The organism is Helicobacter pylori (assembly GCF_009689985.1).
Lineage (GTDB): Bacteria > Campylobacterota > Campylobacteria > Campylobacterales > Helicobacteraceae > Helicobacter > Helicobacter pylori_CG.
On record NZ_QBAW01000012.1, the window covers coordinates 1 to 24,227 of the forward strand.

The 24,227-nt window shown below is 38.6% G+C and carries 22 protein-coding genes, 3 tRNA genes and 1 pseudogene; 16 read left to right on the top strand and 10 right to left on the bottom strand.

All coding sequences use genetic code 11. The features are described 5' to 3' along the window. The 4 genes and pseudogenes from DBU79_RS07015 to hemH form a co-directional block, all read right to left on the bottom strand. Nucleotides 1-311, bottom strand: a pseudogene (locus DBU79_RS07015) (glycosyltransferase family 10 domain-containing protein); the annotation flags it as partial. 9 nt (nucleotides 312-320) lie between these two features. Next, nucleotides 321-3,131: a cytochrome c biogenesis protein gene (locus tag DBU79_RS07020; RefSeq protein WP_154411971.1), complete on the bottom strand. Its 2,811-nt coding sequence runs from the start codon at nucleotides 3,129-3,131 to the stop codon at nucleotides 321-323. Between the two features lie 9 nt (nucleotides 3,132-3,140). After that, nucleotides 3,141-3,812: a SoxW family protein gene (locus DBU79_RS07025; protein WP_154411972.1), complete on the bottom strand. Its 672-nt coding sequence runs from the start codon at nucleotides 3,810-3,812 to the stop codon at nucleotides 3,141-3,143. 73 nt (nucleotides 3,813-3,885) lie between these two features. Next, the gene (hemH, locus tag DBU79_RS07030; protein WP_154411973.1) at nucleotides 3,886-4,893 is read right to left on the bottom strand and encodes a ferrochelatase; all 1,008 of its coding nucleotides are present in this window, start codon (nucleotides 4,891-4,893) and stop codon (nucleotides 3,886-3,888) included. Nucleotides 4,894-4,948: 55 nt separating this feature from the next. Here hemH and DBU79_RS07035 point away from each other — a divergent pair, with 55 nt between their 5' ends. Both DBU79_RS07035 and DBU79_RS07040 read left to right on the top strand, forming a co-directional pair. Continuing rightward, complete coding sequence (locus DBU79_RS07035; RefSeq protein ID WP_000892102.1) at nucleotides 4,949-5,380, top strand: hypothetical protein; 432 nt, start codon at nucleotides 4,949-4,951, stop codon at nucleotides 5,378-5,380. After that, on the top strand, nucleotides 5,381-6,061 hold the full coding sequence (locus DBU79_RS07040; protein ID WP_154411974.1) for a 16S rRNA (uracil(1498)-N(3))-methyltransferase: 681 nt from the start codon (nucleotides 5,381-5,383) through the stop codon (nucleotides 6,059-6,061). An 84-nt stretch (nucleotides 6,062-6,145) separates the two neighbouring features. Here DBU79_RS07040 and DBU79_RS07045 read toward each other — a convergent pair whose 3' ends face one another. After that, nucleotides 6,146-8,254 (bottom strand): porin family protein, encoded by a 2,109-nt coding sequence (locus DBU79_RS07045; RefSeq protein WP_154411975.1) that lies wholly within the window; start codon nucleotides 8,252-8,254, stop codon nucleotides 6,146-6,148. A gap of 220 nt (nucleotides 8,255-8,474) precedes the next feature. Next, nucleotides 8,475-9,041: a dCTP deaminase gene (dcd, locus tag DBU79_RS07050; RefSeq protein WP_000523105.1), complete on the bottom strand. Its 567-nt coding sequence runs from the start codon at nucleotides 9,039-9,041 to the stop codon at nucleotides 8,475-8,477. 129 nt (nucleotides 9,042-9,170) lie between these two features. Between dcd and accB the strand changes: the two genes are divergently transcribed. The 6 genes from accB to pseC all read left to right on the top strand — a co-directional run bounded on the left by accB (nucleotide 9,171) and on the right by pseC (nucleotide 14,451). Beyond that, nucleotides 9,171-9,653, top strand: a complete 483-nt coding sequence (gene accB / locus DBU79_RS07055) for an acetyl-CoA carboxylase biotin carboxyl carrier protein (protein ID WP_134889964.1) — start codon at nucleotides 9,171-9,173, stop codon at nucleotides 9,651-9,653. A 5-nt stretch (nucleotides 9,654-9,658) separates the two neighbouring features. Then, on the top strand, nucleotides 9,659-11,026 hold the full coding sequence (locus DBU79_RS07060) for an acetyl-CoA carboxylase biotin carboxylase subunit (RefSeq protein ID WP_154411976.1): 1,368 nt from the start codon (nucleotides 9,659-9,661) through the stop codon (nucleotides 11,024-11,026). Nucleotides 11,027-11,118: 92 nt separating this feature from the next. After that, a complete protein-coding gene (locus tag DBU79_RS07065) occupies nucleotides 11,119-12,081 on the top strand; it encodes an SAM-dependent methyltransferase (RefSeq protein ID WP_154411977.1) in 963 nt (320 codons plus the stop codon). Further along, nucleotides 12,081-12,629, top strand: a complete 549-nt coding sequence (locus DBU79_RS07070; protein WP_154411978.1) for a restriction endonuclease — start codon at nucleotides 12,081-12,083, stop codon at nucleotides 12,627-12,629. Before DBU79_RS07065 ends, DBU79_RS07070 begins: the two co-directional genes overlap by 1 nt. 92 nt (nucleotides 12,630-12,721) lie before the next feature. Beyond that, on the top strand, nucleotides 12,722-13,321 hold the full coding sequence (locus tag DBU79_RS07075) for a Laminin subunit alpha-2 precursor (RefSeq protein WP_134889962.1): 600 nt from the start codon (nucleotides 12,722-12,724) through the stop codon (nucleotides 13,319-13,321). Continuing rightward, entirely contained in the window at nucleotides 13,318-14,451 is a 1,134-nt protein-coding gene (gene pseC, locus DBU79_RS07080; protein ID WP_134889961.1) for a UDP-4-amino-4,6-dideoxy-N-acetyl-beta-L-altrosamine transaminase, read from the top strand. The genes DBU79_RS07075 and pseC overlap by 4 nt, the downstream gene beginning before the upstream one ends. Before the next feature lie 25 nt (nucleotides 14,452-14,476). Here the strand turns inward: pseC and DBU79_RS07085 are convergent. After that, nucleotides 14,477-14,561: transfer RNA gene (locus DBU79_RS07085), tRNA-Leu, on the bottom strand. 200 nt (nucleotides 14,562-14,761) lie between these two features. Here DBU79_RS07085 and DBU79_RS07090 point away from each other — a divergent pair. Genes DBU79_RS07090 through truA form a run of 4 tightly spaced genes read left to right on the top strand, consistent with a single transcriptional unit; the run spans nucleotide 14,762 to nucleotide 18,203 of the window. After that, on the top strand, nucleotides 14,762-15,787 hold the full coding sequence (locus DBU79_RS07090) for a ribonucleotide-diphosphate reductase subunit beta (protein ID WP_154411979.1): 1,026 nt from the start codon (nucleotides 14,762-14,764) through the stop codon (nucleotides 15,785-15,787). A 9-nt stretch (nucleotides 15,788-15,796) separates the two neighbouring features. Next, nucleotides 15,797-16,426: a protein-L-isoaspartate O-methyltransferase gene (gene pcm / locus DBU79_RS07095; RefSeq protein ID WP_154411980.1), complete on the top strand. Its 630-nt coding sequence runs from the start codon at nucleotides 15,797-15,799 to the stop codon at nucleotides 16,424-16,426. 10 nt (nucleotides 16,427-16,436) lie between these two features. Continuing rightward, complete coding sequence (locus tag DBU79_RS07100; protein ID WP_000589943.1) at nucleotides 16,437-17,474, top strand: LptF/LptG family permease; 1,038 nt, start codon at nucleotides 16,437-16,439, stop codon at nucleotides 17,472-17,474. Continuing rightward, nucleotides 17,475-18,203: a tRNA pseudouridine(38-40) synthase TruA gene (gene truA, locus DBU79_RS07105; protein ID WP_154411981.1), complete on the top strand. Its 729-nt coding sequence runs from the start codon at nucleotides 17,475-17,477 to the stop codon at nucleotides 18,201-18,203. Here truA and galE read toward each other — a convergent pair. Beyond that, nucleotides 18,197-19,231 carry a UDP-glucose 4-epimerase GalE gene (gene galE / locus DBU79_RS07110; protein WP_154411982.1) on the bottom strand — a complete coding sequence of 345 codons (1,035 nt, stop codon included), beginning with the start codon at nucleotides 19,229-19,231 and terminating at the stop codon, nucleotides 18,197-18,199. The genes truA and galE overlap by 7 nt on opposite strands. A 113-nt stretch (nucleotides 19,232-19,344) precedes the next feature. Here galE and DBU79_RS07115 point away from each other — a divergent pair. The 4 genes from DBU79_RS07115 to DBU79_RS07130 all read left to right on the top strand — a co-directional run bounded on the left by DBU79_RS07115 (nucleotide 19,345) and on the right by DBU79_RS07130 (nucleotide 22,438). Further along, a tRNA-Ile gene (locus DBU79_RS07115) sits at nucleotides 19,345-19,421 on the top strand. 15 nt (nucleotides 19,422-19,436) lie between these two features. Next, nucleotides 19,437-19,512, top strand: a tRNA-Ala gene (locus tag DBU79_RS07120). A 618-nt stretch (nucleotides 19,513-20,130) separates the two neighbouring features. After that, nucleotides 20,131-21,666, top strand: coding sequence for a hypothetical protein (locus DBU79_RS07125; protein ID WP_134889956.1), 1,536 nt, complete (start codon nucleotides 20,131-20,133; stop codon nucleotides 21,664-21,666). Nucleotides 21,667-21,685: 19 nt separating this feature from the next. Further along, nucleotides 21,686-22,438: an SDR family oxidoreductase gene (locus tag DBU79_RS07130; RefSeq protein WP_154411983.1), complete on the top strand. Its 753-nt coding sequence runs from the start codon at nucleotides 21,686-21,688 to the stop codon at nucleotides 22,436-22,438. A gap of 215 nt (nucleotides 22,439-22,653) precedes the next feature. Here DBU79_RS07130 and hcpC read toward each other — a convergent pair whose 3' ends face one another. Then, complete coding sequence (hcpC, locus tag DBU79_RS07135) at nucleotides 22,654-23,526, bottom strand: Sel1-like repeat protein HcpC (protein ID WP_134890124.1); 873 nt, start codon at nucleotides 23,524-23,526, stop codon at nucleotides 22,654-22,656. 74 nt (nucleotides 23,527-23,600) lie between these two features. Beyond that, entirely contained in the window at nucleotides 23,601-24,221 is a 621-nt protein-coding gene (locus DBU79_RS07140; protein WP_134890123.1) for a bifunctional 4-hydroxy-2-oxoglutarate aldolase/2-dehydro-3-deoxy-phosphogluconate aldolase, read from the bottom strand. Nucleotides 24,222-24,227: the final 6 nt, after the last annotated feature.

Consider the following 24,227-nt stretch of genomic DNA (forward strand, 5'->3'; position numbering starts at 1 on the left):
AAGAGGTTGAAATTAGGGACTTCGTTCTCACCGGTGTAAAACACTCTTTTAGTGTTTTGATAGGATAAGATTTTTCTAGCCTCCCCAACAGGACTGCCAAAGACGAGATCGGAGGGTTCGTTGGGGTTTTGGTGGAGAGTGATTGTGTAACGCTGGCTAAGGATAAAATACAGAGTGCTCTTTTTAAATTCTTCAGCGCCTCCCCACCAATTCGCCACAGCGATTTTTAGGGGGGGGGGGGGTGGATTTAAAGGTAATTTTTTTTTAATTGGAGCGCTTTCTATAAAGGCGTCTAGTAAAGGCTGGAACATTCTTATCCTTTAAACCAATTTAGGCAAACTCAAATGGCGTTTGAAATACGCCAAGATCACGAGAGCAAAAGGTATCGCTACCAAAAAGTACAAGAAAGTGGGGATGGGCAAGGGATCGCCTGCGGCATAGCTGTGCAAGCCAGAAAGGTAGTAATTCACGCCAAAATAAGTCATTAAAACCGAATAAAACCCTAAAACGCTGCTGCTCGCTAAAATAAAGGGCCAATTTTGAGAGCCTAGAAAACGCAAATGCAAGATTAAAGCATAGACGCAAATAGAAATCAACGCCCAAGTTTCTTTAGGGTCCCACCCCCAATAGCGCCCCCAAGATTCATTCGCCCACACCCCGCCTAAGAAATTCCCGGCTGTGAGCATGAAAAGGCCTAAAATCATGCTCATTTCATTGATAGCGCTAATGGAGAGAATGGTTTTGTCTAAATTGAAACGCCCTTGTTTGCGCAAAATAAACAAAACCAAACTCAAAATCCCTAGCACAAAACACAAGCCCAAAAAGCCATAACTGGCGGTAATGACAGAAACATGGATATTGAGCCAATAGGATTTTAACACCGGCACTAAATGGCCAATTTGAGGGTCCATAAAACCTAAATGGGCCACAAAAAGCGCGATACCGGCTAAAAAGCTAGAAGCGGATAGCGCGAGTTTGGAGCGTAAAACAAACCCTGCGATAACAGAAGCCCATGCGATATAAAGCATGGACTCATAAGCGTTGCTCCAAGGCGAATGCCCACTCACATACCAGCGCAAAATAAGCCCCATAGAATGAGCGATCGCGCAAAGCAAGATAACCATATAAAGGGTTTTAGTGAGCCAAATATTTGGAATCGTGTTTTTAACAAGAGAGCTGATCACAACGATAAAAAGCAATAACCCAAGAAGGATATAAGGCAAAGTCAGGCTGTTAAAAAAATTGGTGTGATTTAAAAAAATCTCAGAATCCACTTTAGAAGAGAGTAAATAGAGGTTTTTGGCATGCTCTTTTTGGTAAATACTTAAATCTTTTAGGGTTTTTTCTACTTTATCCCATTGATTGGTTTTTAAAGCGTCATCAAACCCGCTAAAAATATTTTTTAAAAACTCCGTTGCCACGCTTGAAATTTCTTTATTGGGGCTGTTGATCGCTTCAATGGGCGAGAGCCAAGCAGTGGTTTTATCGCTAGGGAAAATGCGTAAAAATTGAGCGCTAAAAAGCGTATAGACTAAGTTGATTCGTTCATCTACTTTTAAGACATCTTTATCCAACTCGTTGCGCGCATTAGGGGATTTTTGATTGACTTCTTCAACAAGATTTTTTAATTTATACCCACGGCTATCAAACACATCTCTAAAAGCGATACGGCTCTCATCTAAAGGCGTGCCGATAAGCTTTCTTAAGGCTTTATTAGAAGTGTAAATCATCTTAATACTGCGCCAATCATTGGGGAAAAACATGATCCCTAAAAGCACCTGCATGGCGTTTAGCCCTTGAAAATCATCTTTTTTTAAAATCTTATGGATATATTCAATGCTAATGGTGTCAAGGGGTTTGATACGCCCATCAAAATCCTGGACTTGAAGCCTTTGAAAGGCTTTTAAGTGGTCTTTGGAATATTCTCTTAAATGCTTCAAACGCTCTAAAATCGCGCTTTTAGAATCCTCTTTATTAGCGGAATTTTCTACATTTTGTCGTTCTATTTGAGCGCTTTTGCCCCCATGCATGTCAATTGGAGTCTCACTAGCGAACGAGGGAGTAAAAGGGCTGATTAAAATTGAAGCGAGCAAGAAACTAGCGGCTTGTTGGGATTTTAAAAAGCGTGAAAGCTTTAAAAAACGCCCGTTCTTATCCAAAAGCAACCACAAAGCCCCCAAAATAAGCATCGCATACCCTAAATAAGTGGGGATTTTACCCGGGTCTTTATTGACAGAAAGGATCGTGCCTTTTTCATCCGTATCATAGGAAGATTGGAAAAAGCGATAGCCTTCATAATCCAAAACATGGTTCATAAAAATCCTATAAGGCTTGATCAAGGTGTTATCCAATTTCAAAACTTCCACTTCTGAAGCGTAAGATGAAGGGCTCATAGATCCAGCGTAGCGCTCTAATTCAAAACGCTTCAGTTTGATTTGAAAGGGCAATTCAATGTAAGCGGATCCAAAACTTAAAGAGAGCTTATCGTCTTTAAACATCTCGCTTTCTTCTATGCCTTCATTCCTGTTGGTTTTGATGAGATTGAATTTGTGGCTCACGCCGTTATAAGTCGCTTTTAACACTAAAATAGCAGCGTCATCTTTTTTAATGGCGTTTTGCTTGTAAATTTCTAAGGGTTCTAAAATTAAAGGCTTGTGATCTAAAGTCGCATGAATGGGTTTTAATCGTTTGGAATAATAAAAGGTAAAAGGCGTTTTTAAAGAAAGTTTAGTGGTATCATTAAGAGTGATATTAAGGTAAGTGTCCGCACTTTCAAAAGAGCTTTGCGCACTATTTTCTCGCACATGCATAAGCCCTTCTACGCCAAAAAAGCGCGTGATGGCTGCCCCTAAAATGATGAAAATCAAGGAGCTGTGGAAAAAAAGGCTCGCATACCTTTTGCGCTCCAAAGCTTTAGATTTAATGAATGTGCCTATTAAAACCACCAACAAATACGCATGCAAGAAATTAAACCAAGGGGTGTTATACACAATGGCCTTACTCGCGCTCGTGCCGTAATCGTTTTCTATAAAAGTGGCTATCGCGCACGCGCAAGCGTAGAGTGCGATTAAAGGGATAGCGACCCAAAAAGAAGCCAGCAAAAAAGAAAGCAGGCTTTTGAGATTCTTCATTAGACTTTCCTAGCTGGATTTGCTTTTAGAAAGGTTGGTTTTATACTTGATGTAAGCCTTTAATTTTTTAGTGAGATCCTCGTCGTTTTTTGTGTCTTGATACTTCCCATCGCCGATAAATTCCAACACGGCTAAAAATTGTGTGGAGGGCATATAGCCGGGCAATTCATAGATGGTTTTACCGGTTTTATCGGATAAAACAATCGTAGGGGTGGATTGGACGGCATAAATTTGCGCTAATTCTTCTGTGGACATTTTGATTTCTTTTTCATCGTTTTTATCCTTATCGCCGACTTTAAAATCATGCTCTTTGGAGTAGCTGATATTGACATAGTAAGCGCTAAAATGCTCTTTAATGTAGTCGCGCAATTCTTTGACATTTTTGAGATCTTTTTTAAACCTTTCGCAATAAGAGCAACCATTACGCCCAAAAACTAAAAGCATGTATTTATCATTGGGGCTAATAGACTTATTGTCTAAAAAAACATCTTCTAAACCGGCGTAACTCTTTTTGTCTATATTGTCTCGCTCATCGTTTAATTCTTTGGAGCTTTGAGAGCCAGAGCTTAAAAGATTTTCGTCCAATTTGTCTTTATTGTTGGACTTGCAAGCGCTTAAAAATAACGAAATCAATAATAAAACGCTTAAAAATTTCTTGGAAACATAAGAGAGTGGAAACATGTAATAACCTTTATTGTTTAATAAATTTGAAAACTCGGTATTTTACTATAATAATCGCCTTTTTATGCAAATTTCACTCACTTTTAAGGTTGTTCACTAATTCAATGATAAATTTTGCAAACTCTATGGAATCGTTTAAGCATGGGCAAACCAAATATTCTTTAATTGCCAAGCGCTCTGCCATCAAGCGGTATTGCATGTCTAATTCATAGAGCGTTTCAGAATTATCAATCGTGAAAGCCAAAGGATAGATGATGATATGAGATTTGCGGTGCTTTTCTATCAATTCTTCAGTGCTTGGCTCTAGCCATTTCATAGGCCCTAGTTTGGATTGATAAGAGAGTAAAACTTCTTTAAAAGGGGTATTTTTTTGTTGCATTAACTCTTTTAGCAAACTCACATGGTGTTCGCATTCTTGCTGGTAAGTATCGCCGGCATCAACAATGCTTTTAGGTAATCCATGGACGGAAAAGATTAGGACAAAATCCTGGCTTTTGCGGTTGTTTAGAACACTTAAAATCGTGTTTAAAATGATTTCATTAAGCTTTTTGTCAGCATAAAAGCGTTCTATCACTCGCACTTTGGGGCGGAAAGTTTCTAAAGATTTGAGAGCGCTAAAAGCGTCATTGAAACTAGAAAGGGTGGTGGTGCTAGAATATTGCGGATACATGGAAAAAAACACCAAGCTTTCTACCTCTTTTAAGGCTAAATCTTGCAAAACCATAGACGCATAAGGGGGGGTATAACGCATCGCATAAGTGTAAAAGCGAGAAGGATCCAATTCGTTCAAACGCTCTGTAAGGGCGAATGTGATAGGCGTTAAAGGGGATTTGCCTCCTAATTTTTCATAGATTTTTTTGGATTTTTCTATGCGGCTATTGACGATCATTTTACCCACCATTTTACGCATGAAATTATTTTTAATGGTAAGGATAAAGGGGTCATCAAACATGTTTTTTAAAAACACCCCCACTTCATAAAGGCTGTTAGGCCCTCCCATATTCAAAAGAACGACTGCTTCTTTAGGGGATTTTGCGGCGTTATTTTCTAAATTATTAAGCTTTTCATTGATCAAATTCATTAGCACATGCTAAAATAAAACGATTAATAAAAAATAAATCGTTAGAAAGAAGTTAATGTTAGAGATGAGTTTGCAAGCATTAAATACACAAGATTCTTCTGTGATGGCTCAATCCTTGCTTATCCATGCCTTTTTTGCCGCCTTGCTCGCCCTAGCCTTTATGATCAATCTTTACACCCTTTTTAAAGAAAAAAATTTTATCCAATTAAACCGAAAAATCTATCTTGTCATGCCAGCGATTTACATTCTTTTAAGCATCGCTCTTTTGAGCGGGATTTTTATTTGGGCGATGCAACAATTTGAATTTTCTTTTAGCGCTGTTGTCATGCTTTTGGGGCTGTTGTTGATGCTTATAGCAGAAATCAAACGCCATAAAAGCGTGAAATTCGCTATCACTAAAAAAGAAAGGATGGAAGCGTATATTAAAAAGGCTAAAATCCTGTATTTTTTAGAAACGATTCTTATTGTTGTGTTAATGGGCCTTTGAATGCGTTTTGTCTATCACCCTTTAGCCAAAGAGCCTGTTTTAAAAATAGAAGGCGAGAGTTATACGCATTTATACCGATCAAGGCGCGTCAAAAGTGCAAGTCGTTTGGATTTAAGAAATTTAAAAGACGGCTTTTTATACACCTATGAGCATGCAGAAATCACTAAAAAACACGCCCTTTTAAGGCTAGTGGGCACGCAAGCATTAGAGGTTATGGCTAGTAAAAAAACGCATTTGATTTTAAGCGTGATTGAAATCAAAAGCATTGAAAAAATTCTACCTTTTTTAAACCAGTTAGGCGTGAGCAAGTTGAGTTTATTCTATGCGGATTTTAGCCAGCGTAATGAAAAGATAGATAGCGCCAAATTAGAGCGCTTTCAAAAGATTTTGATCCATTCTTGCGAGCAATGCGGTCGCAGTGCTTTAATGGAATTGGAAGCGTTTTCAAACACCAAAGAAATGTTAAAAGCCTACCCAAAGGCGAGCGTTTTGGATTTTAATGGCAAAGCGTTACAAACAAATTTTAGCGCTGAAAAGGGCGTTATCATAGGGCCTGAAGGGGGCTTTAGCGAACCAGAAAGGGAGTGTTTTAAAGAGCGTGAAATTTATCGCATCCCGTTAGATATGGTGCTAAAATCTGAGAGTGCATGCGTGTTTGTAGCGAGTATCGCGCAAGTTTAGGGGGTATCGCAAAAGTTTTAAAAACAAAATTTTAAAAACTTAACTTTTTGCTAAAAAGCTTGAGTTAAAGCCAATTTTTAACCCCTAAAATACCCACCCATAATTAAAAAACACTTTAAAATGACTGCCCCCTTCATTCAAAACAACAGAGTTCGCATAGATGCCATTATTAGAAGCGATTTTAATACCGCTTTGGATTAAAGGAATGCTAATACCTATGGAATATTTAGAATGCTTGTGGCGGTAATTAAACCCAGTAACTATATCTAAATTACCGATTCCTTTGACTTGATTGAAAACATAGTAGCTATTGTATAAGCCCCTTAACCCCCCAAACACCCCAAAAGAGGAAGCAAAAACTTTTTTAGTTGGATTGCCTTGCTTTTTATTAGCATAAGTGGTGATGAAATCAAACAACACATCCATTCCCCCACCATAGCTTAATTGTTGGATTTTTTCATCGTTAGCCTGAGCGTAGTTGTATTTGATAATGCCGTAATAGGCTAACCCTATGTAGTCATTGAAATAATGTTGGTAGCCTATTTTAACATTGGCCCCTAAAATAGGGCTTCTAAAAGATTGTTGGGCGTTAGAAGTTAAAAAGCTCTGATTGAATGCGTTAAACACAGAACTAACAAAAGCTCTTGCGTTCAAACTAGCGTCTAAATAGTTGGCTTGGCTGCTCAAATTAGCGAAATTAATGGGTAGGGCGTTTTGATTGATGAGCTGTTGCCAAACAGCGGTGGTAACCCCTATAAGCCCAGCGGGGACTTGAGCGCAATTGGTGTAGATGGAATTGGGGTAATTGCCCGCTGTATAGACTTGGTGGTTGTCCTTATAAAAAGAACATACATCATAGGTGTAACCATCCTGATCTTTCACTTCTTTCCCATTTGTAAATTTTAGTTCTTCTTTCCCATTGACTAATTCTTCTTTTCCACCCTCACATTCTTGTATGGCTCCGCCGTTTTCTTGGCACAAACGCACCCTTTGATAAGTCATGTTCCCATTATGCGTATAGCCTTTAGTGTGGCTAAATTCATGGATAATGTCTCTTAATTCCACAATATCAACTTTGTTCAAATTTTTACCAAACAATTTTTCAGGATTTAAGGCAGAAGCTTCTATCCCCAGATTACCATCATTATCATCAAGTTCATACCCTAGCCCTACAAACCCTGATTTTAGGATATTCACTTCAAGATTGATCGTTCTTCTAAACGCATCTATAACGGATTGTGGGGTTAGCACGTATTTTTCATAGATGGGAGCGACACGCCCATTATTGAAAGGGTTCACGCACTTAGGAAAGTCAGAGCCGCACTCTGATGAGCTGTTAGAAAATTGGAAAGGAGCGTTTAAAACGGCTTCTTCCCAAGATTTAGAGTCAAACACCGCCATCATATCCAACATTAAATTGGTCAATTCTTCTGCGGTTTGTGGGGTGAAATCTGACACGCAATTAGTGCAATTACCCTTAAAATTGTTAGTATCGGCGTTTTCATAACTCATCGTTACATTGGTCGTGATTTGGCTGAGCTTTTGAAACAAACTCTGCGTGTTAGCATCAGAAAATGGGGTGGCAGTAGCTTGAAGTTGTTGGTAATTAAAGCTATCAGCTTGTTCAAATTCTGAATCATTAAACAGGCTTGCAGGCAGAATGATTTGAGAATCTTTAGGGATAGTCTCTATCACGCCTAAATTAACTGCCTTGCCTTGAGCGTCTTTAAAACTAAGTTCAACATTGTTTAAATTATAAGGCAGAAAGTTTTGTATGGTTACGCTCCCATTAGCCGTGCTTGCATACACAGGGTTTTGAGAATAAAAAGTTAAGCCATTTTCTATATTGTCCGTGGTGAATAGTTCGGTTGCGTTTTTTAAAATGGTGTTTTGGAGGATGTAGTATCTCCCATAGACGCTTTGTGGGGTGTCTGTATCGCTTTTGTTTTGTTCTTTGGGTTGTTCTTTAGTTTGGGGGTGGGTTAGGGGGTTTTCATAGACTTTTTGGGTGTTTTGGGTGTTTTGAGTGTTTTGGGTTATTGTTTGTTCTTTAGTTTGCGTTCCTTCTAATAACCCGGTTTCAAACCCGGCTTCTATAAAAAAGCCGTCTTTTTGGTGTTTTTGAAAGGCTTCTAAAGGGTTGAACAAGCCAATTAAAGACAAACAAATCGCTCTGCTAACGAGTTTTAGCATGATTTTCCTTGATTATTTTAATACTTTACTAAAAAGTAGTTTATAATATTATATTTAATAGTTTAAACTTTCTTATTATACTACTTTTTTGAAAAACTTGCGGTATTATTTGTATCAAAAACGAATAATATTTGATAAAGAAAGGCTTTAATTGTTATGGGAATGGATAAAAAAATTAAAAAGTTTGATGGAGTTAGATTATTCCAGCTTTAATTTTTTGTCATTTCAAAATTTTAGGCAAAGTGATGCCCACTTGCCCTTGATACTTACCGCCTCTGTCTTTATAGCTTTGCTCGCACACTTCATCGCCTTGTAAAAACACCACTTGCGCAATCCCTTCATTGGCATAGACTTTAGCCGGTAGATTAGTAGTGTTAGAAATTTCAATCGTAATATAGCCTTCAAATTCCGGCTCAAAAGGCGTAACATTCACAATGATCCCGCACCTGGCGTAAGTGCTTTTGCCTAAACAAATCGCTAAAGTGTCTTTAGGCATTTTAAAATACTCTATCGTATGGGCTAGAGCGAACGCGTTAGCGGGCAAGATAAAAAAGCCCTCTTTACTCGCATCAATTTTGGTTGCGTTGTTGGGGTCAAAGTTTTTAGGGTCAATCAAAGCGTTTTTGTTATCAAAAAGCATGAACTCGCTCCCCACTCTAATATCATACCCATAACTGCTCAAACCATAGCTGATCACATTCTTACCGACTTGCTTTTCGCAAAAAGGGCTAATCATGCCATGCTCTAAACTCATTTTTTTAATCCAAGAATCCGCTTTTAATCCCATACGCACAAAGCCTTTAAAGTTTGTTAATAATTATGTTATTATAACAATAATTTTTTGCTAAAAACGCTTATGGTTAGTAAGATTATGTGTTTGTGGCATATTTTGAAATAATATAAGGAATAGATCGTTATGAACCTTTCTGAAATTGAAGAGTTGATCAAAGAATTTAAAGCTTCTGATTTAGGGCATTTGAAATTAAAGCAAGAGCATTTTGAACTGGTTTTGGATAAAGAATCCGCTTATGCGAAAAAAAATGCGTTAAGTCCCGCTCATTCTCAAGCTTCCCTCCAAGCTCCCATTATGGTAGAAGCGAGCATGCCAAGCGCTCAAGCCCCTGTGCCTATGGTATGCACCCCTATTGTGGATAAAAAAGAAGATTTCGTGCTTTCGCCTATGGTAGGCACTTTTTATCATGCGCCCTCCCCTGGGGCTGAGCCTTATGTCAAAGCGGGCGATACGCTTAAAAAAGGGCAAATCGTGGGCATTGTAGAAGCGATGAAAATCATGAATGAAATTGAAGTGGAATACCCTTGCAAGGTGGTTTCTGTTGAAGTGGGGGACGCTCAACCGGTAGAATACGGCACGAAACTCATCAAAGTGGAAAAGCTTTAAAATCCATGAATAAAGAAAATAAAAAGGTAGAAAAAAAAGAGCTTTCACGCATTTTGATCGCTAATAGAGGCGAGATCGCTTTAAGAGCGATCCAAACCATTCAAGAAATGGGTAAAGAATCCATAGCCATTTATTCTATCGCTGACAAGGACGCCCACTACCTCAATACCGCTAACGCAAAAGTGTGTATAGGGGGGGCAAAATCCAGCGAGAGTTACTTGAATATCCCTGCGATCATCAGTGCGGCGGAATTGTTTGAAGCGGATGCGATTTTCCCTGGGTATGGGTTTTTGAGTGAAAACCAGAATTTTGTAGAGATTTGCTCGCACCATTCTTTGGAATTTATTGGTCCGAGCGCGAAAGTCATGGCTTTAATGAGCGATAAATCCAAAGCCAAAAGCGTGATGAAAGAAGCCGGCATGCCTGTGATTGAGGGCAGTGAAGGGTTGCTTAAAAGCTATCAAGAAGCTGAAGAAATCGCTGATAAAATCGGCTACCCTGTCATCATTAAAGCAGCCGCTGGTGGGGGCGGAAGGGGGATGCGCGTCGTAGAAGATAAATCCAAGCTTAAAAACCTTTATCTAGCCGCAGAAACGGAAGCTTTGAGCGCGTTTGGCGATGGGAGCGTGTATTTAGAAAAATTCATCAACAAGCCTAAACACATTGAAGTCCAAATTCTAGCCGATAAGCATGGCAATGTCATTCATGTGGGTGAAAGGGATTGCTCCGTGCAAAGACGCCAACAAAAGCTCATTGAAGAAACCCCGGCGGTGGTTTTAGAAGAGAGCGTGCGTGAGCGTTTGCTAGAAACAGCGATTAAGGCCGCTAAATACATCAGCTATGTGGGGGCGGGGACTTTTGAATTTTTACTCGATTCTAACATGAAAGATTTTTATTTCATGGAGATGAACACTCGTTTGCAAGTGGAACACACCATTAGCGAAATGGTGAGCGGGTTAAACCTCATTGAGTGGATGATTAAAATCGCTCAAGGCGAAAAATTGCCCAAGCAAGAAAGCTTTTCTCTCAAAGGGCATGCGATAGAATGCCGAATCACGGCAGAAGATCCTAAAAAGTTCTACCCAAGCCCGGGCAAAATCACCGAATGGATTGCCCCTGGTGGGGTGAATGTGCGCCTTGATTCGCATGCGCATGCCAATTATGTCGTGCCTACGCACTATGATTCTATGATTGGCAAGCTCATTGTGTGGGGTGAAAACAGAGAAAGAGCGATCGCCAAGATGAAAAGGGCTTTAAAGGAATTTAAAGTAGAAGGCATTAAAACGACCATTCCTTTCCACCTTGAAATGCTTGAAAATGCGGATTTCAGGCAAGCAAAAATCCACACGAAGTATTTAGAAGAAAATTTTTAAGTTTTAAGGGTTTTTTTAAGCATAGTTTAAGGGTTTTAAGCGATCAGAAAGAATCAGCATTAAGTTTTATGGTTTTATAGTAAAGTTTTTTCATGCAAACCTTGTTTAAAGAAATTACCCCTAAACGCTATGTCAATGGCAATGAGATGAAAGAAAATTCTAGCAATGTTCTAGATCAGTATTTCACTAAGTCTAGTGTGGCTTTAAAATGCTTTCAAAAAGCTTGTGAAGTTATTAAAAAATACGAAAATTTAGATGACTTTATTTTTTTAGAGCCAAGTGCAGGCGATGGGGTGTTTTATGACTTATTCCCTAAAAATAGACGCATTGGTATAGACATTGAACCTAAAAGAGATGGATTTATTCAATGCGATTTTTTAAATTATAAATTACCCACACATCAAAAAGTGATTTGCTTGGGCAACCCTCCTTTTGGGCATCGTGGGGTTATGGCGTTAGAATTTATCAACCATGCTAGAAGTTGTGATTTTGTGTGTTTTATCCTACCCATGTTCTTTGAAAGTCAAGGAAAGGGCTCTGTTAAGTATCGTGTGAAAGGTTTAAATCTGCTTTATAGCGAACGCTTAGAAAAAAATGCGTTTATAGATTTTAAAAATAAAGAAGTGGATGTGCATTGCGTGTTCCAAATTTGGAGCAAAAAGTATCAAAACAAAAAAAGTGAATTTTCTTGGTATAAGAATCGCCATAAAGAACCCTTTGGCGAGTATATCAAGGTTTTCACGGTTTCATTGGCTAAAAACAGAGAATGCGGTAAAGAGTGGATTTTTAATCAAAAAGCGTCTTTTTACCTTTCATCAACTTTTTATAAAAGCACACAAATTGTAGAGAATTTTGAGGAAGTTAAGTATCAATCTGGTATTGCTGTGGTATTTACTAGCGCTGACAAGGTTTTAAACGCTAAATTAAAAAAACTATTCAAAGAAATTGATTGGACAAAATACGCAAGTTTAGCGACTAATTCTTGCTATCATTTAGGCAAAAGCCATATTTTTCAAGCCTTATATGATCATTTGGATAGCTTAAAGGATAATTGATGGACTTAGAACAAACTTTTTTAAAAATTATTGAAAAAAAACATAAAGAATTGAATTTAGGGCAAGATTACAACGCTATTTTTTCAAAAATTAGAGATTTTGAAGCCAACGCTATAGGGCAGATTGGCGAAGAGTTTTTAAAAAGCGTGCTTAACGCTATAGATGGAGTGATCAATGATGGCATTATTCATGATGAATACGATATTATGACAAAAAGCGGTGTGTCCTTTGAAGTCAAAACCGCACGAAAAGGCAGAACCAACAACACTTTTCAGTTCAATGGTATAAACCCACGATATAACTATGATTTTTTGATTTGCTTAGGAGTGTGCGAGGACCAATTACTTTATAGAATTTTTAAAAAAGATGAAATCAACTACATTCATAAAGAAAGAAAATACTTTATTAAACAAAATGAGTTCAAAAAGCAATTGGTGCCAATGAATCCTGATAATCAAGTCAATTATAAGCTCACCCTCAATCTTAAAGAACTGAAAGAAATTACAAATCTCATCAAAAAGTTAGAAAGAATTTTAGAGTTAGATTAATATTTTTAGATAGAATTGAGTGGATCAAAATGTTTTTAGGAATAAAGTTTGCTTATCTTATCTTTAAGAAATAAAATGAAGTGGAGGATAGGATGTCTAAGATTTCAAATCATTATAACCCGTCTTTGATGGTGAGGGATTACCATACTCAAAGGGTTAGTCCGCACGCAAGAAAAGAAGAAAATAAGGAAATTCAAAATCTTTCAGAGAATGATGAAAAGATCAAATTGGCCAAACAAGCTAAGCAGGATAACCTAGCCATAGGGGATTTAGAAAGCCGTCTCAAAAGCTTAAAAGGCATGGATAAAGACGCTAAAGAGTTGGTAGGGATTTCTAAATCTTACGCTCATAACAATGAAAAAGATCGAAGCGATTTTGAGCGTTTTAAAGGCCGTTTGGATAAAGCGATTGATTCTTTCAACCAAAAATCAGGCAACGATAGTTTGAAACTCCCTAGCAATATTGATATTGACGACACGAAGGCTTTGGAGAAATTTTCAAAATCATTAGAAAGTGAGAAAGAAAGCATTCAAAACTCTTTGCACCAGTGGAAAAAACAGCTCGCTGAAACGAATCATTTGAACAAGGAATACAACACCTTAGATAAAACGAGACTGAACGCTCAAAAATTCCAAGATGTCCATGACACAAGCAAGATCACCCCATCTCGCTTGCAAGACTTGCTCGCTTGAAAGAGTTTGCTTATAGCGAGCCTTGTTTAGATGAAGAAGATAAAAAGGCTGTTTTAGAGGTTTTAAATTCCAAACAGCTCACGCAAGGCAAACGCTCTCTGTTATTTGAAGAAGCTTTGTGCGAGTTTTTGGGCGTTAAACATGCGTTAGTGTTTAACAGCGCGACTTCAGCCCTTTTAACGCTTTATAGGAATTTTAGCGGATTTAGCGCTCATTGTAATGAAATAATCACCACCCCTATAAGCTTTGTAGCGACGGCTAACATGCTCTTAGAAAGCGGCTATACACCCGTATTTGCTGAAGTCAAAAACGATGGCAATATAGATGAATTGGCCCTAGAAAAGCTCATTACTAAAAAAACCAAAGCCATAGTGAGCGTGGATTATGCCGGTAAAAGCGTGGAAATAGAAAGCATTCAAAAGCTTTGCAAAAAACATTCTTTGAGTTTTCTTTCTGACAGCTCGCATGCTCTAGGGAGCGAGTATCAAAACAAAAAAGTAGGAGGCTTTGCGTTAGCGAGCGTGTTTAGTTTCCATGCCATTAAGCCTATCACTACGGCTGAGGGGGGAGCGGTGGTTACTAATAATAGCGAATTATATGAAAAAATGAAATTGTTTCGCTCTCATGGCATGCTCAAAAAAGATTTTTTTGAAGGCGAAGTCAAAAGCATAGGGCATAATTTCCGCTTGAATGAAATCCAAAGCGCTTTGGGTTTGAGCCAGCTTAAAAAAGCCCCCCTTTTAATGCAAAAAAGAGAAGAAATCGCTCTAACTTATGATAGGATTTTTAAAGATAACCCTTATTTCACCCCTTTACACCCCTTGTTAAAACACAAAAGCTCTAACCACCTTTATCCTATTTTAATGGATCAAAAATTTTTTACATTTAAAAGATCCATTTTAGAAAATTTGCACAAGCTTGGCATTTTAGCCCAAGTGCATTACAAGCCCATCTATCAATACCAATTGTATCAACAGCTCTTCACAGCCCCATTAAAAAGCGCAGAAGATTTTTATAACGCTGAAATTTCCTTGCCTTGTCATGCGAATTTAGATTTAGAGAGCGTTCAAAACATCGCTCATGGCGTTTTAAAAACTTTTGAGAGTTTTAATAGAATAAGTTCCGTTTAGGGCTTCAAGTCTTAATCATTAAGAATGGTGCGGAAGAAAGGAATCGAACCTTCATGCCTTGCGGCGCTAGATCCTAAGTCTAGTGCGTCTACCAATTTCGCCACTTCCGCACACCGCACACCATCGCATGCACATAAGAGTAAAAAATAAAGAAGCAGTATTTTAGCTGTTTAATCCTTTAAAAATACTGAAAAATTGAAGTTTTTTATAAATTTGGAGTTTTTTCTGGCTTTTAGGGGGTTTTAAATTCTTTTAAGGTATTCTAACGAGACTATATCATTAGATAGTTTTAAGGAAATTAAGGAACACAATGGAAGTTTCACGCAAGAAAATTTACAACCCCGATTCTACAGAAAGTGTGAATGAAAGAAAGATTTTTGGGGGTAATCCTACAAGCATGTTTGATTTGAATAAAATCAAGTATCAATGGGCGGATCATTTGTGGAAAACGATGCTCGCTAACACCTGGTTTGCCGAAGAAGTGAGCATGAACGATGACAAAAGAGATTATTTGAAATTAAGCGCAGAAGAAAAGATCGGCTATGACAGAGCTTTAGCACAACTCATTTTTATGGATAGCTTGCAAACCAATAATTTAATTGACAATGTCAATCCCTTTATCACCAGTCCCGAAATCAATTTGTGTTTGGTGCGTCAAGCTTATGAAGAAGCCTTACACAGCCATGCGTATGCGGTGATGGTAGAAAGCATTAGCGCGAATACTGAAGAAATTTATGACATGTGGCGTAACGATATGCAATTAAAAAGCAAGAACGATTATATCGCGCAAGTGTATATGGAATTAGCCAAAAACCCTACAGAAGAAAACATCCTCAAAGCACTTTTTGCGAACCAGATTTTAGAGGGGATTTATTTTTATAGCGGGTTTAGCTATTTTTACACTTTGGCTAGGAGTGGTAAGATGCTAGGATCAGCGCAAATGATTCGTTTTATCCAAAGAGATGAGGTAACGCATTTGATTTTATTCCAAAACATGATCAACGCTTTAAAGAATGAAAGAGCGGATCTATTCACGCCAAAATTGATTAATGAAGTCATAGAAATGTTTAAAAAAGCGGTAGAAATTGAAGCCTTGTGGGGGGATTATATCACGCAAGGCAAGATTTTAGGGCTAACTTCAAGCCTGATTGAGCAATACATCCAGTTTTTAGCGGATAGCCGTTTGAGTAAGGTGGGTATCGCTAAAGTTTATGGCGTCCAACACCCCATTAAATGGGTAGAGAGCTTTTCAAGTTTCAATGAGCAACGCTCCAATTTCTTTGAAGCTAGGGTGAGCAATTACGCTAAAGGGAGCGTGAGTTTTGATGATTTTTAAGGGGCTTGTTTGAATAGTATCAAAAACCATTTGATGTGTGAAGAAATCCATAAGCGTTTTCATTTGCATCCCAAAGTGAGAGAGGCTATGGAGAGCATTGAAAGGGAGGTTTTTGTGCCAGCCCCCTTTAAACACTTTGCCTACACTTTAAACGCGCTTTCTATGCAAGCGCAACAATACATCTCTTCGCCCCTAACCGTGGCCAAAATGACGCAATATTTAGAAATCGATCATGTGGATAGCGTGCTAGAAATTGGCTGCGGGAGCGGCTATCAAGCGGCGGTGCTGTCTCAAATTTTCAGGCGCGTTTTTAGCGTTGAAAGGATTGAAAACCTGTATTTAGAAGCGCGTTTGCGCCTTAAAAATCTCGGTTTAGACAACGTTCATGTTAAATTCGCTGATGGGAACAAGGGCTGGGAGCAATACGCCCCCTATGACAGGATTTTGTTCTCTGCTTGCGCTAAAAATATCCCTCAAGCGCTTATTGATCAGCTTGAAGAAGGTGGGATATTAGTTGCGCCCATTCAAGAAAACAACGAGCAAGTCATCAAACGCTTTGTGAAGCAAAATAACGCCTTGCGCGTCCAAAAAGTGTTAGAAAAATGCTCGTTTGTGCCTGTCATAGATGGGGTGCAATAAAGATTAAGGCATGATTAAACACTATCTTTTCATGGCGGTTTCGCAAGTCTTTTTCTCTTTCTTTTTAGTGCTGTTTTTTATCTCTTCTATCGTGTTATTAATCAGTATCGCAAGCGTAACGCTCGTGATTAAAGTGAGCTTTTTGGATCTAGTGCAACTCTTTTTGTATTCCTTGCCAGGAACCATTTTTTTTATTTTGCCGATCACTTTTTTTGCGGCTTGCGCTTTGGGGCTTTCAAGGCTTAGCTATGACCATGAACTATTAGTGTTTTTCTCTTTAGGGGTTTCGCCTAAAACAATGACTAAAGCGTTTGTGCCTTTAAGTCTGTTAGTGAGCGCGATTTTATTGGTGTTTTCGCTTATTTTAATCCCCACTTCTAAGAGCGCTTATTACGGGTTTTTGCGTCAAAAAAAAGACAAAATTGATATTAATATCAGAGCCGGTGAATTCGGGCAAAAATTAGGCGATTGGCTCGTGTATGTAGATAAAGCTGAAAACAATTCCTATGATAATTTAGTGCTTTTTTCCAATAAAAGCCTCTCTCAAGAAAGCTTCATTCTGGCTCAAAAAGGCAATATCAACAACCAAAACGGCGTGTTTGAATTGAATTTATACAGCGGGCATGCGTATTTCACTCAAGGCGATAAAATGCGTAAAGTTGATTTTGAAGAATTGCATTTGCGCAACAAGCTCAAGTCTTTCAATTCTAATGATGCGGCCTATTTGCAAGGCACGGATTATTTGGGTTATTGGAAAAAAGCCTTTGGTAAAAACGCTAATAAAAATCAAAAACGCCGTTTTTCTCAAGCGATTTTAGTTTCATTGTTCCCTTTAGCGAGCGTGTTTTTAATCCCCTTATTTGGCATCGCCAACCCGCGATTCAAAACGAACTGGAGTTATTTTTATGTCCTTGGAGCGGTTGGGGTTTATTTTTTAATGGTGCATGTGATTTCTACGGATTTGTTTTTGATGACCTTTTTCTTCCCCTTTATTTGGGCGTTTGTCTCTTATTTGTTGTTTAGAAAATTCATTTTAAAGCGTTATTAAATGCGTTGTTTTAAGGCTACTATCGCTTATGATGGGGCGTATTTTTTAGGCTATGCCAAGCAGCCTAACAAACTCGGCGTTCAAGATAGAATAGAAAGCGCTTTAAACGCGCTAGGGATTAAAAGCGTTGTGGTTGCGGCTGGGCGCACGGATAAAGGCGTGCATGCGAACAATCAAGTGCTGTCTTTTTGCGCTCAAAAACACTGGAATGCCGCTAAATTATTTTATTATCTAGCCCCTAAACTCGCCCCGCATATTGTCTTAAAAAAACTAGAAGAAAAAAACTTCCATGCGCGTTTTGACGCTCAAAAAAGAGCGTATCGTTACCTTTTGACGAAGAATTTAAAAACGCCTTTTTTAGCGCCTTATATCGCTTGTGGGGATTATGGCTCACTAGATTTATTAAACAGCGCTTTAAAGCAATTCACAGGCAAGCATGATTTTTCTTTGTTTAAAAAAGAAGGCGGGGCTACAACCGATCCTAATCGCATCATTTTTAACGCTTTTGCTTATACAGCCTTTATCATGGGGCATGAGTGCGTGGTGTTTAAAATCATTGGCGACGCGTTTTTACGCTCCAGTGTGCGTTTGATCATTCAAGCATGCGTTCAATATTCCTTAGAAAAAATCACGCTCGCTGAAATTCAAGCACAAATCCATAACATTAAAGCCACTATAAAAACGCCCATAATGGCTAATGGCTTGTATTTGCACAGGGTGTATTATTGAAATCTTAAAAGGTGTTCTTCCCAATCTAGAGCGCTTTTGATAATGGTGTCCAGGTTGTCATAAAGGGGTTTGAAAGGGGTGTTTTGTAAGATTTTAGCGTTATTGGCAATAAGGCTTGCTGGATCGCCCTGTCGTTTGTCTAAAATTTCCACTAAAAAATCCTTATTTGAGATTTCTTTGACCTTTTCTACCACTTCTTTCACGCTATGGCCTTGATTGTAGCCGACATTATAGATCTCGCTCTTATTTTTTTCTAAAAGAGTGTGATAGCTCGCTAAATGTGCGTTAGCCAAATCATCTACATGGATATAATCCCTAATGCAAGTGCCATCTCTAGTGGGGTAATTAGTGCCAAAAATCCCCATTTTTTTCCTTTTCCCCACCGCGCATTCGCATGCGATTTTGATCAAATGCGTGGCGTTGAGCGTGCGCTGCCCTAAAGTGTAGGGGGTGGTATAATCATTGCGCATGCATGCCCCAGCCACATTGAAATAGCGCAAAATAACGCATTTAAAATCCGCTATTTTAGAAGTGTCTAACAAGATCCTTTCGCTCATCATTTTAGACGCTCCATAAGGATTAATGGGGTTTAAGGGGCTTTCTTCATTCAAGCTTGAACTAGATTCGCCATAAACCACGGCCGTGGAAGAAAAAATAAAACGCTTGATTGCATGTTTTAAGCAAAGTTTGACAAGCTCTAAAGTGTTGAGCGTGTTGTTGGTGTAGTATTCTAAAGGCAAGTGCGTGGATTCTTCTACTGAGATTTTAGCTCCAAAGTGCAAAATGGATTCAATAGGGTCTTTTAGCTGTTGCTTATTTAAAAAGGCGTCTAATTTGTGCGTTTCATTCAAATTCGCTTGAATAAACACAACCCTATTAGGGTAGTAATGCTCTAACGCTTTGATATGCTCTAAAAAACCGGTGCTTAAGTCATCTACAATAATGATGTTTTCTTTGGTTTTTTCTAAAAACGCCCTTGCGGTATGCGAGCCTATATACCCGCACGCTCCTGTGAATAATAATGCCATAAAACCCCTTTTAAAATGAAAAAATAACAACTATTATAACATCTTAATCCCATTTATCATTTAAGGATTTCTTAAGAAAATTTAATCTATAATTTCGTCTTTATTGACTTTAAGGGCTTATAGCTCAGGTGGTTAGAGCGCACCCCTGATAAGGGTGAGGTCGGAGGTTCGACTCCTCCTAAGCCCACCATTTCTTACCATCTTTGGGGAATTAGCTCAGCTGGGAGAGCGCCTGCTTTGCACGCAGGAGGTCAGCGGTTCGATCCCGCTATTCTCCACCATTGTTTTCTCCTTAAATTTTTTTCTTAATTTTTTCTTTTTGTCAGTCGTGTCTTGGTTGAGAAATCTTAAACGATTGGATCGTCTTTGTTTAACGCCGCAAGTCTTTTAACTCAAAGCTCCTTGATGAAAGATTAAGTTGGATTGAGACTTTTTGTTTGCTTTGTTCTTTATATTGTGCAAAATCTCTTTTGCTTTGTAATCTTTCGCTTTCTATCTTTGGCGGCTTTATCGGCTTATATTTGCTCTAAGGGGCTTAAAATTTTGGTGTCAATTCATTTAAATTTTCTGTATTTTTTAATAATCCTCTTGACCTGTTAAATCTTTTTGAGATAGTATTTCTTCATTAAGAGTGCTAGGTAGTGGCCTGGCATCCTTAAAATCTATAGAATTCCTATCGCTATAAAAATTTTTACTCCTACTATCTAAATTACTGCTAAGCTTAACGTCGTTACATTAATGATTGTAAGCGTGTTGTTACTAAATTGTGGGTTTTGAGCACTTAATTCTTTCTTTATCAGCTCAATTCAAGCCTTTCGTTAGAGCGTGGAAAAAATGTTAGAAACCCTTACAAAACAAGCTAATATATTCCATTCAATTTATTTCAAGGACAAACAAACATGAAAAAATTTCTTTATACCCTACTCGCGCTTCTTTTAATCGGCCTTTTAACAACCTATCTTATCCTTTTCACAGAATGGGGGAACAAAATCATCGCTTCGTATATAGAGAAAAAAATCAACCCGAACGAACGCTACTTGAGCGTTAAAACCTTTAAATTGAGATTCAACTCTTTAGACTTTGAAGCTCAAGCCAACGATGATTCCACGCTCATTCTTAAGGGGGATTTCTCGCTTTTAAAGCAAAGCGTAAATTTGAATTACCATATAGACATTAAAAATTTATACTCTTTCAAAGAATGGATACCCTACCCTTTAAGGGGGGCTATTATGACTTCTGGGAACATTAAAGGGCATAGAAAAGCCCTTGTAGTTCAAGGCGTCTCTAATGTCGCTCAATCCCACACTGCCTACAACGCCCTTTTAGATGATTTCAAGCTTTCTCACTTAAACTTGAACGCAAAAGACGCCAATTTAGAAGATTTGCTTTATTTAATCAATCGCCCCGCTTATGCGAACGCAAAAGTGTCCTTACAAGCGGATTTTAACTCTCTAAAGCCCTTAGAAGGGCATTTGATCCTAACAGCTAATAACGCTTTAATCAACAACGCTTTAATGAATCAAATTTTTCATTTAAACCTTAAAGACACGCTTGTTTTCAGCCTCTCGCACTCAAGCGATTTTAAAGGAAACAAAGCCATCAGCGATACCACCCTAACTAGCCCTTTAGTTAATTTCACAGCCCTAAAAAGCGAATATCTTTTCTCTGTTTTAAAACTCAACGCCCCCTACACTTTAGAAATACCCAACCTAGCCAAACTCCAAAACATTACCAACCACCCCTTAAAAGGGAGCTTGACTTTAAAAGGCGATATAGAGCAAAGCCCCAAACTTTTAAAAATCAGCGGCCATTCAAATTTATTAGACGGCGCGCTGGATTTCACGCTTTTAAATAAAGATTTGAAAGCCCGTTTTTCCAATATTTCCACTTTAAAGGCCTTAGATTTATTCCATTACCCTAAATTTTTCCAATCCATTGCAGACGCTAACTTGGATTATGACCTTAGCACCAAACAAGGCGTATTGAAAGCCCGCCTAAAAAACGCAAGATTCCTCAAAAATGCATTCAGCGATTTCCTCTACTCCATTTCTAAATTTGATATTACGAAAGAAATTTATAACGATGCCAATTTGGTAAGCCAAATCAACCAGCAACGCCTGCTCTCTGATTTGAGTTTAAAAAGCCCCAAAACCCAATTGAAAATCCATAACGGCTTGTTGGATTTAAGCACCAAACAAATGGACATGCTCATGGATGCGGAAATTTTAAAATTCATTTTTAAAATGAAACTTCAAGGCAGCATGCACCAGCCAAAATTTTCCCTCATTTTAAATGAGAAAGCCATCCAACAAAACCTGCAACAAGGCTTGAAAGAAATCTTAAAAAATGACACCCTTAAAAAAGGTTTAGACCATTTATTTAAAGATGATAAGCTCAAAGAAAAGCTTGAAAAAGGGCTTAAGGGGCTTTTTTAAAATTTTAAAGGATAGAGAAATGGCGCACATTTTAGTTAGCGGGGCGACTTCAGGGTTTGGGCTAGAAATCGCTAAGGCGTTTTTACAAAAAAACCATGTGGTTTTTGGCACAGGGAGGCGAAAAGAGAATTTACAAAAATTGCAACTCGCTTACCCCAAGCATTTCATTCCCTTGTGTTTTGATCTTCAAAACAAGCCTGAAACTAAGCGAGCGGTAGAGACTATTTTCTCCATGACGGATCGCATTGACGCTCTAATCAATAACGCCGGCTTAGCACTAGGCTTAAACAAGGCTTATGAATGCGAGTTAGACGACTGGGAAATCATGATAGACACGAATATCAAGGGGTTGTTGCATCTCACCCGTTTGATCTTGCCCTCTATGATAGAACATGACCAAGGGACTATCATCAATCTTGGCTCTATCGCTGGCACTTACCCCTATCCTGGCGGGAATGTCTATGGAGCGAGCAAGGCGTTTGTGAAGCAATTTTCTTTAAATTTGCGAGCGGATTTGGCTGGCACTAACATTAGAGTGAGTAATGTTGAACCAGGTTTGTGCGGCGAAACAGAATTCAGCATGGTGCGTTTTAAGGGCGATAAAATCAAAGCCCAATCCGTCTATGAAAACACCCTTTACCTCAAACCACAAGATATTGCTAACATCGTGCTATGGATTTATGAACAACCCTTGCATGTCAATATCAACCGCATAGAAATCATGCCCACAAGCCAAACTTTCGCTCCCCTACCCACCCATAAAAACCCTTAAGGGGTTTTAAAATAAAGGCTTTATTTTAGTTAAATACTTAAGGTTTTTTTAAACTTTAACGACTCTTTAAGTTTTAAAAAAAAAGAATTTTGATTGCTTTATTTTAAGCTCATTATTAAGGGGATAGGAAGTATTTTGAAACAATCCTCCCCTAAATCCCCCTAACCCTCCAAAAAAACCGCCTTTTAAAGCCGTTTGATCAAGCCTTATTCAAACTAAACTTTAATTTTGAGCTGCTTGAGAATATCGCATGCCCCTTTAGCGCCTAATTTACAGCCTTTTTTAAAGTTTTCTATGGCTTGTTTTTCATTCCTTGTTACGCCTTCGCCATTGTATTGCATAGCCCCTAAATTGAAACACCCTCCGCCATTTTCCAATTCGCATGCCTTAGAATAACGAGCGAGAGCCTCTTTAAAATTCTTCGCCACGCCATCGCCATGATGATACATATTCCCTGCGTTAAAGCACCCCGGGCTGTCTTTTAAGTCGCAAGCTTTGTCATACGAAGCGAGCGCTTTTTTCAAATCTTTAGGCGTGCCTCTGCCTGCATCATACAAGCTCCCTAATATCGTGCAACCATCGCCATCGTTTAAATCGCACGCTTTAGCAAAATATTCCACCGCTTTTTTAAAATCCCTAGTTACCACTTTACCATCATGATAAATCCCCCCTAAGCTCGCACACCCTTCAGCGTATTTCAAATCGCACGCTTTAGAGTAGTATTGTAAGGCTTTATTGGTGTTTTGGGACACGCCTTGCCCGCTATAATATAAATTCCCTAGCAAATGACACCCATTGCTGTAATCTAAATCGCAAGCCTTAGCGTAAAAGGAGGCGGCTTTTTTCAAATTCTTTTCCACGCCATGCCCTTGATAATAAAGCACCCCTAAATTAAAACACCCGCTATTTTCTTTCAAATCGCAAGCTTTTTCAAAATACTTCTTAGCTTGAGAAAAATCTCGCTCTTTGTAGCTCTTTGCGCCCAAACCCACAAGCTCTTTAGGGTCTTGCTCTGCCATTAGCCCCCCTAAACACAACGCACCCAAGCACAAAACCCTAAAAAAGGACTTTTTGACATTTTCTAACATGATATATCTCCTTATTAAAAATTTTATTATAGTGTTATTAAGCAAATACAAAATGCCATGATCTCTTTGTTATCTTAAGCTAACGCCCGCTTGCAAATTTCTGTGATCTTACCCCACTCTTTGTTTTGAATTAAATCTTTAGGGGTAAGCCAGCTCCCCCCCACGCATAAAACATTTTCTAAATTCAAATAAGAACGCATGTTATCTGCACTAATCCCCCCAGTGGGGCAAAATTTCACCCCTTTAAAAGGGCCGTTAAAAGCGTTTAAAAGCTTAACGCCCCCACAATACTCTGCCGGGAAAAATTTCAAAGCGTGATAGCCCCATTCTAAAGCTTGCATGACTTCACTACTGCTAGAAACCCCGGGTATTAGGGGCATGCCTTTTTTCTTTGCGTGTTCTAAAAGGCTAGGCGTAAGGCCCGGGCTAATCAAAAACTCTGCCCCCCTATTTTGAGCCTGCTCTAATTGAGCAGAGTTTAAAATCGTGCCAGCGCCCACACGCATTTTTGGCACATTCTTAGCGATAAGCTCTATGGCTTCTAAAGCGCAACTGGAGCGCAAAGTTACTTCTATGATTGGAATACCCCCCTCTATCAGGCTTTGCGCTAAAGGCACAGCGTCTTTTATATTTTCAATCACCACCACAGGGACAATGGGGCTAATTTGTAAAACCTCTATTGTTTTATCTTGCATTTTATC

Coding starts and splice junctions, on each gene's coding strand:
- galE (WP_154411982.1), bottom strand. CDS start 19,231: ATGGCATTATTATTCACAGGAGCGTGCGGGTATATAGGCTCGCATACC.
- DBU79_RS07130 (WP_154411983.1), top strand. CDS start 21,686: ATGGCGCACATTTTAGTTAGCGGGGCGACTTCAGGGTTTGGGCTAGAA.
- accB (WP_134889964.1), top strand. CDS start 9,171: ATGAACCTTTCTGAAATTGAAGAGTTGATCAAAGAATTTAAAGCTTCT.
- DBU79_RS07035 (WP_000892102.1), top strand. CDS start 4,949: ATGTTAGAGATGAGTTTGCAAGCATTAAATACACAAGATTCTTCTGTG.
- DBU79_RS07065 (WP_154411977.1), top strand. CDS start 11,119: ATGCAAACCTTGTTTAAAGAAATTACCCCTAAACGCTATGTCAATGGC.
- DBU79_RS07070 (WP_154411978.1), top strand. CDS start 12,081: ATGGACTTAGAACAAACTTTTTTAAAAATTATTGAAAAAAAACATAAA.
- DBU79_RS07025 (WP_154411972.1), bottom strand. CDS start 3,812: ATGTTTCCACTCTCTTATGTTTCCAAGAAATTTTTAAGCGTTTTATTA.
- DBU79_RS07075 (WP_134889962.1), top strand. CDS start 12,722: ATGTCTAAGATTTCAAATCATTATAACCCGTCTTTGATGGTGAGGGAT.
- dcd (WP_000523105.1), bottom strand. CDS start 9,041: ATGGGATTAAAAGCGGATTCTTGGATTAAAAAAATGAGTTTAGAGCAT.
- truA (WP_154411981.1), top strand. CDS start 17,475: ATGCGTTGTTTTAAGGCTACTATCGCTTATGATGGGGCGTATTTTTTA.
- DBU79_RS07045 (WP_154411975.1), bottom strand. CDS start 8,254: ATGCTAAAACTCGTTAGCAGAGCGATTTGTTTGTCTTTAATTGGCTTG.
- DBU79_RS07090 (WP_154411979.1), top strand. CDS start 14,762: ATGGAAGTTTCACGCAAGAAAATTTACAACCCCGATTCTACAGAAAGT.
- DBU79_RS07040 (WP_154411974.1), top strand. CDS start 5,381: ATGCGTTTTGTCTATCACCCTTTAGCCAAAGAGCCTGTTTTAAAAATA.
- DBU79_RS07020 (WP_154411971.1), bottom strand. CDS start 3,131: ATGAAGAATCTCAAAAGCCTGCTTTCTTTTTTGCTGGCTTCTTTTTGG.
- DBU79_RS07140 (WP_134890123.1), bottom strand. CDS start 24,221: ATGCAAGATAAAACAATAGAGGTTTTACAAATTAGCCCCATTGTCCCT.
- DBU79_RS07060 (WP_154411976.1), top strand. CDS start 9,659: ATGAATAAAGAAAATAAAAAGGTAGAAAAAAAAGAGCTTTCACGCATT.
- hcpC (WP_134890124.1), bottom strand. CDS start 23,526: ATGTTAGAAAATGTCAAAAAGTCCTTTTTTAGGGTTTTGTGCTTGGGT.
- hemH (WP_154411973.1), bottom strand. CDS start 4,893: ATGAATTTGATCAATGAAAAGCTTAATAATTTAGAAAATAACGCCGCA.
- DBU79_RS07100 (WP_000589943.1), top strand. CDS start 16,437: ATGATTAAACACTATCTTTTCATGGCGGTTTCGCAAGTCTTTTTCTCT.
- DBU79_RS07125 (WP_134889956.1), top strand. CDS start 20,131: ATGAAAAAATTTCTTTATACCCTACTCGCGCTTCTTTTAATCGGCCTT.